The 17,324-nt window shown below is 70.8% G+C and carries 14 protein-coding genes; 3 read left to right on the top strand and 11 right to left on the bottom strand.

The annotated features are described in order from the left end of the window. The first annotated feature begins 114 nt into the window (after positions 1-114). Positions 115-1,032, top strand: a complete 918-nt coding sequence (locus ABT369_RS08710) for a helix-turn-helix transcriptional regulator (protein ID WP_350611112.1) — start codon at positions 115-117, stop codon at positions 1,030-1,032. A gap of 153 nt (positions 1,033-1,185) precedes the next feature. Here the strand turns inward: ABT369_RS08710 and ABT369_RS08705 are convergent, their stop codons facing one another. Beyond that, complete coding sequence (locus tag ABT369_RS08705; RefSeq protein ID WP_350611111.1) at positions 1,186-2,052, bottom strand: aldo/keto reductase family oxidoreductase; 867 nt, start codon at positions 2,050-2,052, stop codon at positions 1,186-1,188. Between the two features lie 142 nt (positions 2,053-2,194). On the opposite strand from ABT369_RS08705, the gene ABT369_RS08700 reads away from it, so the two are divergent. Next, positions 2,195-2,638 carry a winged helix-turn-helix transcriptional regulator gene (locus tag ABT369_RS08700; RefSeq protein WP_350611110.1) on the top strand — a complete coding sequence of 148 codons (444 nt, stop codon included), beginning with the start codon at positions 2,195-2,197 and terminating at the stop codon, positions 2,636-2,638. 147 nt (positions 2,639-2,785) lie between these two features. Here ABT369_RS08700 and ABT369_RS08695 read toward each other — a convergent pair whose 3' ends face one another. The 3 genes from ABT369_RS08695 to ABT369_RS08685 form a co-directional block, all read right to left on the bottom strand. After that, positions 2,786-4,360: a methyl-accepting chemotaxis protein gene (locus tag ABT369_RS08695; protein ID WP_350611109.1), complete on the bottom strand. Its 1,575-nt coding sequence runs from the start codon at positions 4,358-4,360 to the stop codon at positions 2,786-2,788. Between the two features lie 225 nt (positions 4,361-4,585). After that, a complete protein-coding gene (locus ABT369_RS08690) occupies positions 4,586-5,917 on the bottom strand; it encodes an aspartate aminotransferase family protein (protein WP_350611341.1) in 1,332 nt (443 codons plus the stop codon). Between the two features lie 64 nt (positions 5,918-5,981). After that, complete coding sequence (locus ABT369_RS08685) at positions 5,982-7,505, bottom strand: CoA-acylating methylmalonate-semialdehyde dehydrogenase (protein ID WP_350611108.1); 1,524 nt, start codon at positions 7,503-7,505, stop codon at positions 5,982-5,984. 108 nt (positions 7,506-7,613) lie between these two features. On the opposite strand from ABT369_RS08685, the gene ABT369_RS08680 reads away from it, so the two are divergent. Further along, a complete protein-coding gene (locus ABT369_RS08680; RefSeq protein ID WP_350611107.1) occupies positions 7,614-9,233 on the top strand; it encodes a PucR family transcriptional regulator in 1,620 nt (539 codons plus the stop codon). Positions 9,234-9,264: 31 nt separating this feature from the next. Here the strand turns inward: ABT369_RS08680 and ABT369_RS08675 are convergent, their stop codons facing one another. The 7 genes from ABT369_RS08675 to ABT369_RS08645 all read right to left on the bottom strand — a co-directional run bounded on the left by ABT369_RS08675 (position 9,265) and on the right by ABT369_RS08645 (position 17,324). Beyond that, positions 9,265-9,483, bottom strand: a complete 219-nt coding sequence (locus ABT369_RS08675) for a hypothetical protein (protein WP_350611106.1) — start codon at positions 9,481-9,483, stop codon at positions 9,265-9,267. A gap of 5 nt (positions 9,484-9,488) precedes the next feature. Next, the gene (locus ABT369_RS08670) at positions 9,489-9,896 is read right to left on the bottom strand and encodes a hypothetical protein (protein WP_350611105.1); all 408 of its coding nucleotides are present in this window, start codon (positions 9,894-9,896) and stop codon (positions 9,489-9,491) included. 80 nt (positions 9,897-9,976) lie between these two features. Further along, a complete protein-coding gene (locus tag ABT369_RS08665) occupies positions 9,977-11,791 on the bottom strand; it encodes a hypothetical protein (protein ID WP_350611104.1) in 1,815 nt (604 codons plus the stop codon). Next, a complete protein-coding gene (locus ABT369_RS08660) occupies positions 11,785-13,155 on the bottom strand; it encodes a lipopolysaccharide biosynthesis protein (protein ID WP_350611103.1) in 1,371 nt (456 codons plus the stop codon). Before ABT369_RS08660 ends, ABT369_RS08665 begins: the two co-directional genes overlap by 7 nt. After that, positions 13,152-14,018, bottom strand: a complete 867-nt coding sequence (locus tag ABT369_RS08655) for a polysaccharide deacetylase family protein (RefSeq protein ID WP_350611102.1) — start codon at positions 14,016-14,018, stop codon at positions 13,152-13,154. The genes ABT369_RS08660 and ABT369_RS08655 overlap by 4 nt, the downstream gene beginning before the upstream one ends. Then, on the bottom strand, positions 14,015-16,324 hold the full coding sequence (locus tag ABT369_RS08650) for a glycosyltransferase (protein WP_350611101.1): 2,310 nt from the start codon (positions 16,322-16,324) through the stop codon (positions 14,015-14,017). Before ABT369_RS08650 ends, ABT369_RS08655 begins: the two co-directional genes overlap by 4 nt. Beyond that, on the bottom strand, positions 16,311-17,324 hold the full coding sequence (locus tag ABT369_RS08645) for a phosphotransferase family protein (protein WP_350611100.1): 1,014 nt from the start codon (positions 17,322-17,324) through the stop codon (positions 16,311-16,313). The genes ABT369_RS08650 and ABT369_RS08645 overlap by 14 nt, the downstream gene beginning before the upstream one ends.

Here is a 17,324-nt window from a genome sequence, read left to right as displayed (position 1 = left end):
CCATCACGCGTTCGATCCCAGAAGACCGCGATCGCCGTTGCCGGAGAAGGTCGCGTTTATGGGGGTACAACCTCGACCCCCCTCGCGCCGCGACCTGCGGATACCGTGAAGGACATGGACCAGCAGCCCGGAAACCGCGGCGAGATCCGGGACTTCCTCGCCGGCCGACGCGCCAAGATCACACCGGCGCAGGCCGGACTGCCGACCAGCGCCCGTCGCCGGGTCGCCGGGCTGCGGCGCGAGGAGGTCGCCGTCCTCGCGGGCGTGAGCACAGAGTGGTACACCCGGCTGGAAAAGGGTCACATCGGCGGCGTGTCCGAAGACGTCCTCGACGCGGTCGCCCGGGCCCTGCGGCTGGACGACGACGAGCGCACCTACCTGTTCGACCTGGCCCAGTCATCGCGGGCCGGGAGTCGCACGCCATCGCGTCGCCGGGATGTCGAGGTCCCGCCCCGAGTCCAGTGGCTGCTCGACTCCATGACGATGTCCTCGGCGTTCGTGCGCAACGGCCGCACCGACGTCATCGCCAGCAACCTCCTGGCCCGAGCCCTGTACGCGCCGATGTTCGACAGCGCCACCGTCGACAAGCGCGGCCGCCCCAACATCGCCCGCTACATCTTCCTCGACCCCGGCGCGCACGACTTCTTCGTCGACTGGGACGCCGCCGGCAACGCCACCGCCGCCCTGCTGCGCGCCGAGGCCGCTCGCGAGCCCCGCGACCGGGCGCTGCGCGACCTCATCGGCGAGCTGTCCACCCTCAGCCCCGAGTTCCGCGACCAATGGGCCGCGCACGACGTCCTGATCCGCCACGACGGCATCAAACGACTCCAGCACCCCGAGGTCGGCCACCTGGAACTGACCTTCCAGCACCTCGACCTGCCCCTGTCCAGCCGAGCCGTACACAACCTGATCATCTACACCGCCGAACCCGGCACCGCGTCCGAAGACCGGCTCAAACTCCTTGCCAGCTGGTCAGCCACCCCATCTCGGGCGGCAGACCCTCTTGATCAGAGCGGCGCTCCGACCTCATGAGCTACGGCGAGGATGCCGCCTGAGGTCGCCGTCGACGTCCTCGGGCGGCGGGTAACCTCTGCCGTCCTCATCTGACCGGGCCGAGGGCATCTGGTGTGCCTGATGTCCGGTGAGTCGGTCGAACATGGCAGGCCCAGGCCGGCAGATGTTTCGCTAGCGGCCGATGTTGTTCAGCTCGGCGTGGTCGTTGTCGGAGAGGGAGAGGCCCGCGCCCGCGATGTTCTCGCGCAGGTGTGTCGTGGACGAGGTGCCGGGGATCAGCAGGATGTTCGGCGAGCGCCGCAGCAGCCAGGCCAGGGCGACAGACATCGGTGTCGCCTCCAGCCGGGCGGCCACGGTCGAGAGTGCCGAGGACTGCAGCGGGCTGAAGCCGCCGAGCGGGAAGAACGGCACGTAGGCGATGCCCTGCTCGGCGAGCGTGTCGATCAGCTCGTCGTCCTGGCGGTGTGCGAGGTTGTACATGTTCTGCACGCACACGATCGACGCGATCGTCTGTGCCTCAGCGACCTGTTCCGGCGTCGCGTTGCTCAGGCCGAGGTGCCGGATCAGGCCCTGCTGCTGGAGTTCGACGAGCGTCTCGAGCGCCTCGGCGACCGAACCGGGCTGGGGTCCCTCGGCATTGCCCAGCCGGAGGTTGACCAGGTCGAGCACGTCGAGACCGAGATTCTCGAGGTTCTCGTGCACCGACCGGCGCAGGCTGTCCGGGTCACGGGCCGGGGGCCAGCCGCCCTGCTGGTCGCGGTTCGCGCCGACCTTGGTCACGATGTGCAGCGACTCAGGGTACGGGTGCAGCGCCTCCCGGATCAGCTGGTTGGTGACATGCGGCCCGTAGGCGTCGGCGGTGTCGATGTGGGTGATGCCGAGCTCGACGGCCTCGCGGAGGACGGCGAGTGCGCCGTCGTGGTCGGCCGGCGGTCCCATGACCCAGGGGCCGGCGAGCTGCATGGCGCCGTAGCCGAACCGGGTGACGGTCAGGTCTCCCAGCGTCCAGGTGCCGCCGGGAAGGGAAGTGGAGGCCATGCTCATACCTCTGTCTTTTCGTGTCGCGCTGAGCGGTTCGGTGCATCGCGGGATGCCTGCTTCACTATCAGGGGGTAACTTCCCTACGGGAAGTAGGCACCTAGAGGTTCGTAACGCACCCAGCGGTGGAAGGAGCGGTTGGATGGCAACGACGACAGCGGCGCAAAAGAGGGCACAGGCCAAGGTGGAGTACGACGCTTTCCTGGCGCAATGTCCCAGTCGCAAGCTGCTCGACCAGATCGCGGACAAGTGGGTCACGTTGGTGCTGGCCGCGCTACGCAGCGACGGCTCGCATCAGTTCGGCGCCGACTGCGCCGGCGAACCCCGGTCGATGCGGTACTCGGAGCTGTCACGCCTGCTGGCCGGCGTCAGCCAGAAGATGCTGACTCAGACGCTGCGCTCCCTGGAACGCGATGGTCTAATCACCCGTACTGTGGCGCCGACCGTGCCCGTCACGGTCACCTACGAGCTGACCGACCTCGGCCTCTCCCTGCACCAGATGATGCGCGGCTTGAAGGCCTGGGCCGAAATGCACATGGACGACGTGCTCGCCAACCGCGCGACGTACGACAACCACGTCGCCTGAACCCGGCATCACGACGTCACCCAGCCCTGCCGCCTCCATCGAGCGCACGCTCTGCGACAGGGCTTTCGCCCGGCACCGGGAGTGGCGCGAGGACCGGCGGGCGGGCTGGTGGTGCGGGGCAGGCCGGTTCGTACCGGCCGCCGCAGCTCAGTATCGGAAGCGGGACACCAGCGCCTGCATGCGGGCCGACATGCCGGCCAGGTCATCGGCGGCCTGGCGGGTGTCGCCGACGGTGTCGGTGGTCCGCCGGGTCGCGTCCGAGACGCCGGCGATGGTGGTGGCGATGCCGCTCGCGCCGCCGGCGGCACGCGACAGCGTGCGGCTCATTTCGTCGGTGGTCGCCGACTGCTCCTCGACCGCGGAGGCGATGGTGACCTGGATGTCGTTGATGCGCTCAATGATCGCGGAGATCTCGCCGATGGCCGTCACCGCGCTGGTGGTGTCGGACTGGATGGTCCCGACCCGGGCGACGATGTCCTCGGTGGCCTTGGCGGTCTCCTGCGCGAGGTCCTTGACCTCGCTGGCGACGACGGCGAAGCCCTTGCCGGCCTCGCCGGCCCGGGCGGCCTCGATGGTCGCGTTGAGCGCGAGCAGGTTGGTCTGCTCGGCGATCGCGGTGATGACCCTGACCACGGTCGCGATCTCCGTCGAGGACTCGCCGAGGCGGGCGACGGTCGTGCTGGTGGTGTCGGCGACCTGGACGGCCTCGGCGATGACGGTGGTGGCCTCCGAGGTGGAGCGGCTGATCTCGCGGATCGAGGCGCCCATCTGCGCCGAGCCGGCCGAGACGATCTGCAGGTCGCCGGAGACCTCACCGGCCGCGGCGGCGACGTGCGAGGCCTCCGCGGACGCCTGCCCGGCGGTGGTGTCGACCGCCTGCGACACGGACGTGAGCCGCTGCGCCGCCTGCTGCAGGGTGCCGGCGTTGCCGGCCAGTTCCAGCACGTCCTCACGCAGCCGCGAGATGCCCCGGTCCAGGGAGATGGCCATCCGGCCGACCTCGTCCTGCGCGAGCACGCCGGAGGTGCGGGTGAGATCGCCCTCCGCCAGCCCGTCGGCGACGTGCAGCACCCGGTTGAGTGCGCGGCGGGCCCGGCGTACGACCGCGAATCCGATCGCCAGGCTGAGCGCGATGCCGACGGCGAGTACGACTGCGATGATCCAGGATTGGGTCGCCGCGCGGTCGCTTGCGACCTTGATGCTCGCCTCGGCCTGAGCCCGCGCGGCGTCCTGCAGCGCGGTCTGGTCCGCTCCGAGCGCGGCATAGATGGTGTCGTACTGCTGGACCGCGGCCGCCAACTCCGCCGGGGTCGCCTTGGTCCGGTCAACCGCGATGAAGTCCATGTAGGCCTTCCAGTCCTGACGCGCCTTCGCCACGCCGGCGGGCCCGCCGGACGCCCCGGCCAGGCTGGTCTCCAAGCTGGCCAAAGACTCCTCGACGGCGCGCCGATTGGCGTCCAGGTTCTGGGTGAGCCGATCGGTCAGACTCGGGTACAGCCGCAGCGCCGAGATGTTGCCGCTGAACGCCTCGATGTTCTTGGCGAACGTCCCGGCCGCGGCGAGCGAGACGACACTCGTGCGCTGCGCCGCCGCCGCGTCCTGCTGCGTCGACCGGACACTGGCGATGGCCAGCCCTCCTACGATCACCCCGCTCACCGCGGCGACCAGGATCGCCGCCGTGACCTTCGTGCCCAGCGAGCGATTGTCGAACGCACCACCCATCGAGCTCTGCCCCATCGCCCTGCCTCCGGTCGCCAGCGCATCAGTAGCCGTCACAGCCACCATCGGCGGCACTCCGGAACACTGAAGGCTTTCCGGTCTCGGGCCGAATGGCAGATGGAATCCGTCGTCGGGCGGCACGTAATCAGCGCCGGCGGGCATACAGCGACGGGCCAGCCGACGGTCGCCGGGAGAGGCGGAAGATCGCCGCCGCGAAGTCGGCCTCACTCAGGCTTGGGCACCAGCGTCGGCGATGGCCGCGTCGAGGATGTCGATCGCGTCGGCGACCTGCTCGACGGTGCTGGTCAACGGTGGCACCAGGTGGATGCGGTTGTAGTTGACGAACGGCAGCAGGCCGCGCTGCTTGCAGCCGGCGACGATCCGGTTCATCGCGTCGCTGCTTCCGCCGTACGGCGCCAACGGCTCGCGGGTGACCGGGTCGGAGACGAACTCGATCGCCCAGAACGCGCCGACACCGCGGACCTCACCGATCCACTCGTGCTTCCCCGCCAGCTCGGCCAGCCGCGGCGCAAACACCTCCTCGCCCAGGGCCGCGGCCCGCTCGACGGCGCGCTCGTCCTCCATGGCCCGGATGGTCGCGACCGCCGCCGCGGCAGCCAGCGGGTGTCCCGAGTAGGTGAGTCCGCCCGGGTAGACCCGGTCGGCGAAGGTGGCAGCGATAGCCTCGTTGATCGCCACGCCGCCCATCGGTACATAGCCGGAGTTCACCCCCTTGGCGAAGGTCAGCAGGTCCGGGACGACACCCTCGGCGTGCTCGATCGCGAACCACCTGCCCGCCCGGCCGAAGCCGGCCATCACCTCGTCGGCGATGAACACGATGCCGTGCCTGTCGCACAGTTCCCGCACCCCGGCCAGGTAGCCGGCCGGCGGCACCATGATGCCGGCGGTGCCGGGGATCGACTCCAGCACGATGGCCGCGATTGTCGAAGCGCCCTCGAGCGCGATCACCTGCTCGAGGTGCCCGAGCGCCCGCTCGCACTCCTCCGCCTCGGTCGTCGCATGGAACGCGCTGCGGTACAGGAACGGCCCGAAGAAGTGCACCGTCCCGGCCGCCCCGTTGTCGCTCGGCCAGCGGCGTGGGTCGCCCGTCACGTTGACGGCCAGGTGGGTGCCACCGTGATACGAGCGGTACGTCGACAGCACCTTCTGCCGGCCCGTGTGCAGCCGGGCCATCCGGATCGCGTGCTCGTTGGCGTCCGCGCCGCCGTTGGTGAAGAACACCTTGTCCAGGCCGGCCGGGGTGTGGCTGGCGATCAGCCGAGCAGCCTCCGAGCGAGCCGCATTGACGTAGCCGGGCGCCACGGTGCACAGCTCGGCGGCCTGCTCCTGGATCGCCCGCACGATCCGCGGGTGCTGGTGACCCATGTTGGTGAACACCAGCTGGGAGGTGAAGTCGAGCAACTGGGCGCCCTCGCCGTCCCAGACGTAGGAGCCCTCGGCCCGGGTCACCACCATCGGCTTGATCTGGGCCTGCGCGGACCAGGAGTGGAAGACGTGGGCCCGGTCGAGCTCGTACGCGCGCTCGGCCGAGGAGTCGATCAGCTCGGACAACGACGGAACAGCACCGGCGGTCGTGGCAGCGGTCGGGGTGGTCAGCGTGGTGTCAGACATTGCGCGGGAACCCCAGCTCGAGGCCGCCCTCGGGTCGGTTGGCCGGGTCGATCCAGCGGCTGGTGACGACCTTGCCGCGGGTGAAGAAGTGCACGCCCTCCACGCCGTAGGCGTGGGTGTCCCCGAAGAGCGAGCGCTTCCAGCCGCCGAAGGAGTAGTAGGCCGCCGGCACCGGAATGGGCACGTTGACGCCGATCATCCCGACGTGCACGTCGGCCTCGAAGCGGCGGGCGGCGCCACCGTCGTTGGTGAAGATCGCCGTACCATTGCCATAGGGGTTGGCGTTGATCAGCTCGACCGCCTCGGCGTAGGTCTCCACCCGCACCACCGACAGCACCGGGCCGAAGATCTCCTCGCGGTAGATCTCCATCTCCGGGCGGACGTGGTCGAACAGCGTCGGGCCGAGCCAGAACCCGTCCTGCCCCCCGCGCGCCTGGGCGCCGCGCCCGTCGACGACGACCTTCGCGCCCTCCCGCTCGCCGGCATCGATGTAGGAGGCGACCTTGTCCCGGTGTGCCCTGGTGACCAGCGGGCCCATGTCCACCTCGCGCTGTGCCCCCGTTGCCTCCGCCGAGCCGTCGCCGATCTGCACGGTGCGGGTGCGGTCCGCGACGCGCGCGACCAGCTCGTCGGCCACCGACCCGACCGCCACCAGCACGCTGATCGCCATGCACCGCTCCCCCGCACTGCCGAAGCCGGCGTTGACGGCGGCGTCGGCGGCCAGGTCGAGGTCGGCGTCGGGCAGCACCACCATGTGGTTCTTCGCGCCGCCGAGCGCCTGCACCCGCTTGCCCGCCTTGGAAGCCCGCTCGTAGACGTACTCGGCGATCGGGGTGGAGCCGACGAAGCTGATCGAGGCGATCCGGGGGCTGTCCAGCAGCGCGTCGACCGCCTCCTTGTCGCCCTGCAGCACGTTGAAGACGCCGTCGGGCAGGCCGGCCTCCTTCCAGAGCTCGGCCAGCCACAGCGAGGACGACGGGTCCTTCTCGCTCGGCTTGAGCACCACGGCGTTGCCGGTCGCGATGGCGATCGGGAAGAACCACATCGGGACCATCGCCGGGAAGTTGAACGGGCTGATGATGCCGACCACGCCCAGCGGGTCACGCTTGGAGCGCACATCCACGCCCGTCGAGACCTGCTCCGAGTGCCCGCCCTTGAGCAGGTGCCCGACGCCGCAGGCGAACTCCACGACCTCCTGGCCGCGGGCGATCTCGCCCAGCGCGTCCGAGTGCACCTTGCCGTGCTCGGCGGTGATGATCGCGGCCAGCTCCTCACGCCGCGCGTTGAGCAGCTCGCGGAACGCGAACAGCACCTGGGTACGCCGCGCTATCGAGGTGCGTGCCCAGCCCTGCGCAGCAGCTGCGGCACCCGCGATGACCGCTTCGGCATCCTGAACGGACGCCAGCGCCACCTGACCCGACACGGCGCCAGTGGCGGGGTTGGTCACATCGGCGGTGCGGCCGCTGGACCCTTCGAAGATCTGGCCTGCTGCCCAGTGGGCGATCGTGCGCGACATTGGTGTCCTCTCTTGCGGGTGTGCCCATCTTCTCCGCCTCGACGACGAGAACGTGCCGTCGTTCTGTAGGCTCTGACCGAGGAAACCGACAATTCGACGGGACGTTCCATGGCAGTTTCGGTCGCGGACGTGTTGGCCATGCCGGCCGTCCGGGGCGCTGATCCCGAGGTGCTGGCCGCTTCCAGTGAGCTCGGCCGGGCCGTGCGGTGGGTCCACACCACCGAACTGGCAGACATCGCCACCCTGCTGCGCGAAGACGATCTCGTGCTGACCACCGGCATCGCACTGCCAGAGACCAAGGAGGGCCTGACCGGGTTCGCCGTCAGCCTGGTCGAGTCGGGCGCCGCCGGCTTGTTCATCGAGCTCGGTCGCCGTTGGAAGAGCGTTCCGCAGGCTCTCGTCGATGCGTGTGAACAGCACCGGCTCGTGTTGGTCGCGCTGCGACGCGAGGTCCGATTCGCGAGCGTTGCCCAGAGCGTCGGAGAACGGATCGTCGACCAGCAGCTCACCGAGCTCCGCGAGGCCCAACAGGTCCACGACACGTTCACGGCACTCAGCGTCGCCGAGGCCGGCCCGAGCGAGATTCTCGGCGCTGTCGCCTCGCTCGCGGGAGCGACCGCCGCTCTCGAGAGCGAGGACAGGCGGGTCCTCGACTACGTCGCCGGCCCCGGCAACTCGTCCGCGTTCTTCGATGATTGGCAGCGACGCTCACACGCCGCCCGGATGCAGGGTCGCTCGGAGTGGGACAGCAGCAACGGGTGGCTCCTGGCACGCGTCGGGAGGGCCGAGCGTGGTTGGGGACGACTGGTCATCGGTTGTCCCGCTCCACCCACCCAGCGCCTGATCGCCGTGGCGGAGCGAGGCGCGGCCGCCTTGGCGATGCACATGCTGCACGACCGGCAACGCATCGGCCGCGACCGCCAGCTGCATCACGAGCTCCTCGTGGCGATCATGGCCGATCCCTCCTCCCCCGACGTCGAGCAGCGCTGCCGACTGGCCGGGCTGCCGACCGCGAACCGTCAGTTCGTTGCAGTCGCCATGCGAGATGCTTCGAGCGGCGTCGCCGGCGAAGGTCGTAGGTCCACGGGACCCGATGAGCTCCTGGCATCGGTCGTCCACGCGACCGCGGTACCAGGGCTGCGGGCACTCGTGGCGGCGGTCGGTGGCGTCATCCGGGTGCTGCTGTCCCTGCCGAAGCGGCACTCGGCCACGAAGGCGGTCGACGATCTCATCGCATCCCTGCCGTCTCGGTTCTCGTTCGTCGCCACCGCCGGTACCGTCGTGGCCGACTTCGCCGTCGTCGACCGCTCGATGCGTGAGGCGCACCAGGTGATGGGTTCGCTGGGCTCCTCGGCACAGCCGACCCGGCAGGTGCTGCGCCTCAAGGACGTCCACCTTCTCGGTTTGCTGACGCTGCTGATCGACGACGAGCGTCTGTCCACGTTCAGCGAGCGTGAGCTGCACACCTTGCGCGCCGCGGACGTGGCGCACGGCGGACGCTTGGAGAAGGCGTTGCGGGCCCTGCTCGAGCACCCGGAGAGCAAGTCGGCAGCCGCCGCGAGCCTCTCGATCTCGCGCCCCGTGCTCTACGAGCGGATCGCACACGTCGAACGGCTCCTCGGCGTCGATCTGGCCCGGGGCGAGACTCGAACCTCACTGCATGTCGCACTGCTCGCCTCGGACACCAGGATGGCGGCTGATCACCGCGACCCCCTGACACAGCCGTAGCCCGCAGCGGCGCCGGGCTCGAACGCGATCGCTAGCTGAGCCCGCGAAACCGTTGCAGCACCACGACGAGAAAGACGACGAGCAGCGGTGCGATCGCCATGTTGAGCACGCGAAGGGCCTTCTGGTTCGGCGACCGTACAGCACCCTGCAGCACGACCCTGGCGACGAGCGTCCCGAGCAGCAGGGTGAGCAGGACGGCGTGGCCCCACGCCCAAGGGCCCTCGCCGGTCCACAGCGATCTGACGAGCATCGGGCTCATGAGGAGTTCACGCTCCCGCGTCGCGTCGTGCGCCTGTTCCGGACCAGTTCGGTCAGCGCCGCGACCGAACCTACGGTCACGAGGGCACATAGCCCGAGCAGCGGTGACCAGCGCCGCAGCTGCACCATCGCCTGGGCGACGAGGGTGCCGAGCGCCAGGCTGAGCGCGACGCCGAGGACGACCTGCGTGAGGCGGTCCGGCAGGCGGATCAGCCGCACGCAGGCCAGCCCCGGGACGATCGTGAGGTAGGCGAGCACGGCGACCGCTCGCACGGTGGCGGGCCCGCTCAGCAGGACGAGGGCGAGGACCCCGGCGCCGGCGAGCAGCGTCAGCAGCGGTGGCCAGACGTTGGGCGGCCGGGATCCGTCCGGCCAGCGCGGCGTCGCGGCCCGGTGCTTAGGCATTCCGGTCACCCGGCGCGGGCTGGGAATGCTCTTCCGGCTCGCCACGCTCGGCTTCGCCGCTCTCGGCTCGGTGGTGTCCGTCATCGGCTTGCGCCTCCCGGGGCGGCGAGGACGTAGATCCTCGCTTCAGGGGTGGTGTAGACCGGCCGGAACCGGCCGGAGCCGACCACTTCGCGTTCGATGCCCTCGCCCCAGCCCGCCGGTTTGCCGAGGAACGACTCGGCGAAGACGAACTGTCCCTTCGTGATGACCAGGTATGCACCACGCGGGTTGGCCCGCATGTCGTTCTCGATCTCGGACAGTGAGGCCGGCCCGAGGTCCTCGCCGAGGGGCACGTACCGGTACCGCTCGATGTTCTCCGCACGCCAGGGCACATTCGACGTCAGCGAGACGAACGAGGTGCCCGCCGGCGCATTCGCATAGAGCCAGTCCACCGCCTGCGAATCGCCGGGGCGGACCTGCTCGAAGGCCTCGTTGCCGTACCGCGCGACAAGAAATGCGGCGATGAGCACGGCGCTGAGCGCCCCGGTCAGAGCGGCGGTGAGGACGCGCCGCCGCGCCGGCCAGCCGGCCGTCGTCAGCGTGGCGACGAGGATCACCATGAACGGCAGGGCGAGGGCGTAGACACGCAGGAAGATCTCGCCGCCGTAGCTTTGCAGGGCCAGTAACAGGAACGGAGCGGCGGCGAGCGACATCAACGCGAGGTCCCCCCGCCCGCGCCGCATCCGGCGCCACGCTGCCACGGCCGCCAGACCCCAGACGGCCGCGGCGAGACCGAGCCGCGACAGCACCACGATCTGGTGGCCGGGGTCGCCCCGGACGCGCTGCACCGCTGCGCTGCTGACGGTACCGCCGACATGGCCGACGGAGCCGAACATGTCGTGCAGGTGCCCCGACCAGTACGGGACCGTGCCGTAGCTGATGTAGGCGGCGACCACGACGCCCAGCAAGATCGGCAGTGTACGCATCGTGCAGCAGCCGGTCAGCACCAGCGCGCCGGCGGAGACGACGATCGCGATCGGGGTGAGCTGGTGGCTCACGGTGCTGGCGGTGAAGATCACGAGGACCACGCTGATCAGGCCCACCAGTGACACCGGGCCCGCCGGATGCGGGTCCGGGGCAAGCCGCAGCGCCCTCGGCGGGAGCCGGAACGCGCGCAGGAGCCAGCCGGTGACCTGTCCGGGTGACCGCGGCGGGGCATCCCGACGCCGGCCGAACCACGCCACCAGCACCAGCATCAGCACCAGGTAGAACAGGTAGTTCATCCCCTGCGGCCCGAAGTAGTCCTGCCCCACCCAGTTCGCCGGCACGAACAGCCAGACGGCCAGCCACGCCGTACGCGCCCGCGACGACAGCTGCCGGGCCAGCCGGAAGACGGTCGCGCAGTACAACAGGTTGAGGAAGACGGCGGTCCAGGCGAGTAGCGGCATGGCATCCGGCATCCCCGCCGCCCTGGTCGCCATCGCCACCAGGGCGAAGAACCCGGGCCAGTTGAATCGGGCGTCGAGCTGCGGCAGCGTGTCGCCGGTCCGTGCGATGTAGTCGGCGAAGCCGACATGCAGCCAGCTGGGGATCATCCGCGGCAACGGCTCGACGACCGCCGCCGCGCCGTGCAGCAGGACGACGAGCACGACGACGTGCGCGGCGAGCAGCGGGCCTGGAGCGGGCCGGGGACGGAACACGCCGACGACGAAACTGGCGGTGAGCAACGCGAGCGCGACGTACAGTCCGGGTTGCAGCGCTGAGACGAGGCCGAGGGATCCGATGTCGGCGACGTCCGACCGCCGCAGGGACAGTAGCCCGAGCCCGAGCGCGATCACGGGCGCGCACCACACGGCAGCTGCTCGCAGGTCGACGCGCACCCGGCGCTCCGGCACGGCCGCCGCGGTCAGCATGGCTCCCTCGCCGCTCTCGGTTTGCCCCACCCCAGTCGCAGCAGCGCCGGCAGGACGGCTCCCGCTACGATCAGCTGCGCGATCAGGTAGGCGACGCCGACCCCGGTCACCCCGAGCTCGTCCACGGTGAGAAGGGTCAGCGACAGCACCAGCGTGCTCGCCGCGGCATTGACCAGAATGATGCGCCCGATCCTGCGCTGCACCCTGGATGCGGCAATGAAGACGATCACCACCACCTTGGGTAGCACCGCGACGGCGAAGAGCCGCAGGGTGTTCGCGCCGGCTCCGGCGTACTGCTCACCGAACACCTTCAGCAGCAGCGGCGCCGTCGCGCAGAGCAGGGCGACCGCCGGCGTGAAGAGGAGCAGCGCCCGGCGCAGCATCTGCCGTGTGTACGCCGCGAGCCGGGACTCGTCGGCGGCGGCCTCCACGGTGAGCGAGGTGCCGAAGTGGTACGCCACGAGCTCCGCCGAGCTGCCGAGCAGCCACGCCACGTAGAACACGCCGTTGGCCTCCGCGCCCAGTTCGGCGGTCACGATCAGGGGCAGTGCGTTCGTGCCGGCCTGCATGAACAGGTACCCGACGTAGTCCAGCGCCACGAACCGGGCCAGGGCCCGGCGGCCGGGCAGGGCGGCCGCGTCGCCCCGCGCGTGCAGCCGGGGCAGCAGCCTGCGGAACACCAGCAGGTTGATGGGGACGAGCGCGGCCACGACCGCGAGATTCCAGGAGGCGAAGATCCCGAGGCCCGGTGCCGTACCGGCCAGCAGTACCAGCAAAGCGACCTTGAGGATGCCGAAAACAGCGTTCTCGGCCGGGACCCAGACGGCTCCCCGCAGCGCGGTCAGCACGCTGTCCTGCAGCGTGAAGACGCTCCAGCCGGCGACCGCCAGCGCAAAGCAGAGGGCGAGCAGCGGGGTGCGGTGCAGGAACTTGAACTGGCCGGTGACGAGGGGGGCGATCGCCAGAAAGGCGCCGCTGATGCCGAGGGCCACCAGACAGCTGGTCCCGTAGGCGTAGCCGACCAGCCGGGTCCCCTGCCGGCCCGCGGCCGGCAGGAAGCGGGCGAGCGTCCCGTTCAGGTTGAGCTGGGACAGGTTGCTCAGGAACGTCATCGTCGAAACCGTGGCGGCGCCGATCCCCAGCTGTGCCGGGGAGTACAGCCTCGCCGCGATCGCCCAGTACGCGACGCCCAGCAGCGAACTGAGGACCGTGTTGACCATCAGCGCGTAGACGTTGCTGTTCAGCGGATTGCGCAAGTGGCGGCGCAGCCGCGTCGCGACCGGAGCGGTTTCGGCGATGAGGTCGAGGGCGGTCGTGCCGTCCGTGATCGCCGGATCTGCGACTCCAGAGTGCCGTCCGGTCATGACGCCACCTCCCGGCCGCGGTCAGGCGGCTCACCCCGGTCCGGCACGCGCGGTTGACCGGCGGCGGGGCGCGCCGCGTGCACAACCTGGCGGACCTGCCGGTACGCGCGCCAGCCCCGCGTCCGCAGGTGCTCGCCGCGCCAGGCCAGCGGCCAGCCACGCCCGTCGAGCAGCGCGTCGAGTGCCTCGGTGCCGGTGTCGCGCTCGATCAGGACCCGGGCGATGGCGAAGACGTCGTCTTCCTCGTGGCTCAGCGCGTTCTTCACGGCACAGGCCGCGGAGTAGCCGGCCGCCTGTACCGCGCGGCAGACGGCCGGGCTGTGGTAGCCGTACGGGTAGGCGAACGACGACACGGGCGCCTGGAGACCGTCCTCGAGCTCCCGCCTGCTGTGCGCGATCTCCGAGTCCAGCTCCCGGCGGTGCAGGCAGTCGAGTGCACGGTGCGTGCGGCTGTGCGACCCGATCTCCACCCCGTGCGCCCGCAACTCTGCCAGCCCGTCCCAGTCGAGCGCCGGATCGCTGCCGGTCGCCGGCTGGGTGACGCCCAGCCGGGACGTGATGACGTACGCGGTCGCCGTGAGGTCGTACCGGCGCAGCACCGGCAGCGCGGCCTCGGCGAGGTCGGGGAACCCGTCGTCGAAGGTGATCAGCACCGGTCGCGGCGGCAGCGGTGCTACTCCACGCAGCGCGGCGGCATACCGGCCGACCGTCAACGGGGTGCACCCCCGCTGCCTGATCAGCGCCATCTGCTCGTCGAAGTCGCCGGGGGAAACCGACCATCGCAGCGTCCCGTCGCGGCGCTCGTCGCTGATGCTGTGATACCCGAGCACGGGCACGACCGTCCTCGGTCGCGCGGCGCTCATCGATGGCTCCGCCGCGAACGGGCCGACCACGCGGCGGCGGCGTAGTAGGCCGGGCCCAGCGCCAGCCCGCACAGCTCCAGAGCGGTGAAGGAGGCGGGGTAGCCGTCGCGCTTCCGCGCGTTCTTGCCGGACTGTGGCAGGAGGGCGTACGCCATGCCGCGCGGCAGCCGTCTCAGCAGGTCCACGCGGGCCGAGGCATCGGTGGCGACGCACTTGGCGAGCACCGCGCTGAGGCCGGTGCCGTACTGGTACACGGTGCGCCGTAACGCCCGGACCTCACGCCGATGCGTGTGCCACACGATCGCGCCCGGTTCGTACACCAGCGCGTGGCCGGCCAGCACCAGGCGCAGCAGCACGTCGATGTCCTCGCCGCTGGGCAGTCGCGGGTCGAAGCCGCCCAGCCGGCGCAGCTGCGCGGCACGGAACGCCATGTTCGCCCCGGAGCCGTACGAGCCCGGGAGGTACGGGTAGAGCGAGCGGGGCGATGCGGAAACCCGGTGCATGCGCTGCGCCTCGAGCGTCTCGAACCCGGTCCGGTCGAACCGCCGGCGCCGGCAGCCCTTGCCGTAACCGCCGTACTGCTCGATCCAGATCTGGGCCGGCGCCTCGAGCTCACGGGCGAGCACCTGTCCGGTCACTCCGGCGACGTCGGCGTCGGTGAAGCCGTCGACGAGGGCTCGCAGCCACCACCGGTCCACCATCACGTCGTCGTCCGCGAAGGCCACGATCTCCCCCCGGGCCTCGGCGAGCCCCCGGTTGCGTGCGTGGGTGACGCCAGGTCGCGGTTCACGGGTGCAGCGGAACCGGGGATCGGCAACGGCCCGCCCCGCGACGATCCGTGCCGTGTCGGAGCGCTGAGGGGCGTTGTCGACGACGACAATCTCGTACCGGGGGTAGTCCAGCGCGGCGAGCGAGTCGAGTGCCGCCTCGAACAGCGGTGTCCGTCCACACGTCGGCACGATCACGCTGACGAACGGACTGGGCTCCTGCAGTGGCCGCCGCAGTTGGCACGACACGCCGCCGCCGACCGTTCCGGCCTCGCCGCCGTCCTCCCGCAGGTGCTCGCCGATTTCGTCGCCGAGTCGTTCCCGGATCACCCCGGCCAGCGCCGACGCGGTCAGGCCGCCGGGCGGCAGCGGGACGTCGAGTAGCCCCAGCGGCTGCCCGTGCAGCCGGACCAGGATCTGTGCCGCCGCGTACCGGCTCCCGTCCAGGCCGTCGTCGGGCACCGCGGGCAGCCCGTCGGAGAGTTCGACCGTGAGCACGCGTATCGGTGCCGGCCCCGGCTTGCGCCGTTGCCGAGCGGGCTTGCCGGCGGCGTCCGAGGCGCGCATCGCCTGACCGGAGACGTAGCCGGAGGCGGTCACGAGCAGCCCGGCGACGATTGCCCCGGCCCGCAGCAGCCCGGCGCCGTCGCCGTCGCGGATCTGACGCAGCCCGCGGCGCACCCCGTCCGGCAGCGCCTGGCGGGTGTACGCGCGCTCCGCGGACAGTCCCGCGTCGCTGCCGACCAGGCGGGCGACCACCGCCTTGGACCGCCCTTCCGAAAAGCAGCGCTGGCGGAAGTAGCGCCAAGTCGTCCGGTCCGTGGTCACCCGGTGCCGGACTCGCGCCGCAGGCTCGTACAGGACGATGCCGTCCGGGTGCTCGCGCCGGATACGGATGCACAGTTCCGTTTCCTCACAGCCGACCGGCGTTCGCCCGATCCGTCCGAGCGCGGGATTGAAGCCGGCGATGCGGTCCAGAACGGTCCGGCGGAACGACATGTTACATCCGATGACGTTGCGCACCGGGGAGACATCTATCGGTTGCCCGGTGAAGCTGCACCCGACCACCCAGTCGAACTCGGGCGGCAGCCACCGCGGGCGCTGCTCCTCCCACGCCGGGAGGGCCCGCCCCCCGACGGCCAGCACCCGCTCCTCGATGTAGTGCGGCACCAACCGGGCCAGCCAGTCGGACTCGGCCTCCGCGTCGTCGTCGAGGAAGGCGACGATTTCCCCGCGCGCCTCGGCCACGCCGGTGTTGCGGGCCGCCGAGAGGCCTCGCGGGCCGCCGTTCGGCACGACCGTCACCCCGCGAAAGGTGTGCCGGACGCGTTCCAGCAGCGCGAGGTTGTGATCCACGACGAGGACGATCTGCGTTGCCGGGGTCTCCTGCGCCCGCACCGACTCGACCGCCCGCACGATCTGCGGCCAGCGCCCTTCGGTGTACACGCAGATGATGACGGTGACGGTGGGCGCCGCCGACCCTGCGACGTGGACCGGCGATTCCGGGTCGCCGTCGCCGACCAGTTCAGATATTGGCAAGGACGCGTTCAACGTTGGCGCGAAGCCACCGTGGGTTGCCATGATCACCTTCCGAGTCGATAAACAGCCGGATGTGGCGCAGCCAGTACAGGAGCAGGGCCGCCCGCTGCGGGATCGCGTCCAGCCAGGCGCCGACCTCGGGGGCGGGAACGTTGAGCGTCTCGTCGATTCCCCAGCGCAGGGCGTGCACGACGATGTCGCCGAGCTCTTCGCCGACGGTGAGCCGCCGGGCGAGGACGTGCAGGTGCAGCAGGTCGTACAGGGGAAGCTGGCCCGGTGTGGCGCAGTCCCAGTCGACGACCCCGGTCAACCGCACGCCCGGCGGCGCGGCCAGCAGGTTGCCCGGCCAGAAGTCGCCGTGGATCCAGGACACGCGCACGGTCCGTCCGACAAGAACGGCGATCAGCTCCTCGCGCAGACGCCCGACCGCATCGACGACCCGGGCGGGCTGGGGCAGCGTGAGCGCGAACTGCTCGAGCCGCCTCAGCGGTGCGTCCACCCACCCCCGCACGGCGGGCCGGTCGAGTGCGGTCTGTTCCCCGGTTCGGGCGTGCAGGTCACCGATCAGCCTGGTGGCGGCGCGGAGGAGCATGGTTCGGCAGGCCCGCCGTACCATCAACGCCGTCGCGGAAACCCCCGGCAGCGCCTCCTCCACGCAGTAGTAACGCCCCTCGATCGTCGCTTCGGCGAGGCAGCGGGGCAGCACGGGACGCAGGTTGGGCAGCCGCGGATCCTGCTGCAGGGTCGCGAGCACCGTCGCCTGACGCCGCAGGCTGTCGGCGCCGGCGGCGGTCCACGGAACCTTGACCACGTACCGGTCGGGCGATCCGGAGCGGATGACCGTGGCGACCGCGACGGAGGTGCTGGTGAAGCTGATGCTCTCGGTCCGCCAGCCGGTGTTCCGTATTCCCGTCGCGCCGGCGACCAGCCGCGGTGCGACCGCGGCGGTCCAGCGCCGCTCCTCCCGGTGCAGCCAGCCGGCGAGGCGGTCGCGCAGCAC

Origin of the sequence: Dactylosporangium sp. NPDC000244, from assembly GCF_040300725.1 — a bacterium.
In the GTDB taxonomy this organism is placed as follows: domain Bacteria; phylum Actinomycetota; class Actinomycetes; order Mycobacteriales; family Micromonosporaceae; genus Dactylosporangium.
The sequence above is the reverse complement of the archived record's forward strand: the minus strand, read 5'-3'. Positions and strand labels throughout refer to the sequence as shown.

What these genes read in the sequence shown, in the direction of transcription:
- ABT369_RS08685 (WP_350611108.1), bottom strand. Translation starts at nt 7,505, where the DNA reads ATGTCGCGCACGATCGCCCACTGGGCAGCAGGCCAGATCTTCGAAGGG.
- ABT369_RS08670 (WP_350611105.1), bottom strand. Translation starts at nt 9,896, where the DNA reads ATGCCTAAGCACCGGGCCGCGACGCCGCGCTGGCCGGACGGATCCCGG.
- ABT369_RS08665 (WP_350611104.1), bottom strand. Translation starts at nt 11,791, where the DNA reads ATGCTGACCGCGGCGGCCGTGCCGGAGCGCCGGGTGCGCGTCGACCTG.
- ABT369_RS08660 (WP_350611103.1), bottom strand. Translation starts at nt 13,155, where the DNA reads ATGACCGGACGGCACTCTGGAGTCGCAGATCCGGCGATCACGGACGGC.
- ABT369_RS08680 (WP_350611107.1), top strand. Translation starts at nt 7,614, where the DNA reads ATGGCAGTTTCGGTCGCGGACGTGTTGGCCATGCCGGCCGTCCGGGGC.
- ABT369_RS08705 (WP_350611111.1), bottom strand. Translation starts at nt 2,052, where the DNA reads ATGGCCTCCACTTCCCTTCCCGGCGGCACCTGGACGCTGGGAGACCTG.
- ABT369_RS08695 (WP_350611109.1), bottom strand. Translation starts at nt 4,360, where the DNA reads ATGGGTGGTGCGTTCGACAATCGCTCGCTGGGCACGAAGGTCACGGCG.
- ABT369_RS08675 (WP_350611106.1), bottom strand. Translation starts at nt 9,483, where the DNA reads ATGCTCGTCAGATCGCTGTGGACCGGCGAGGGCCCTTGGGCGTGGGGC.
- ABT369_RS08710 (WP_350611112.1), top strand. Translation starts at nt 115, where the DNA reads ATGGACCAGCAGCCCGGAAACCGCGGCGAGATCCGGGACTTCCTCGCC.
- ABT369_RS08700 (WP_350611110.1), top strand. Translation starts at nt 2,195, where the DNA reads ATGGCAACGACGACAGCGGCGCAAAAGAGGGCACAGGCCAAGGTGGAG.
- ABT369_RS08655 (WP_350611102.1), bottom strand. Translation starts at nt 14,018, where the DNA reads ATGAGCGCCGCGCGACCGAGGACGGTCGTGCCCGTGCTCGGGTATCAC.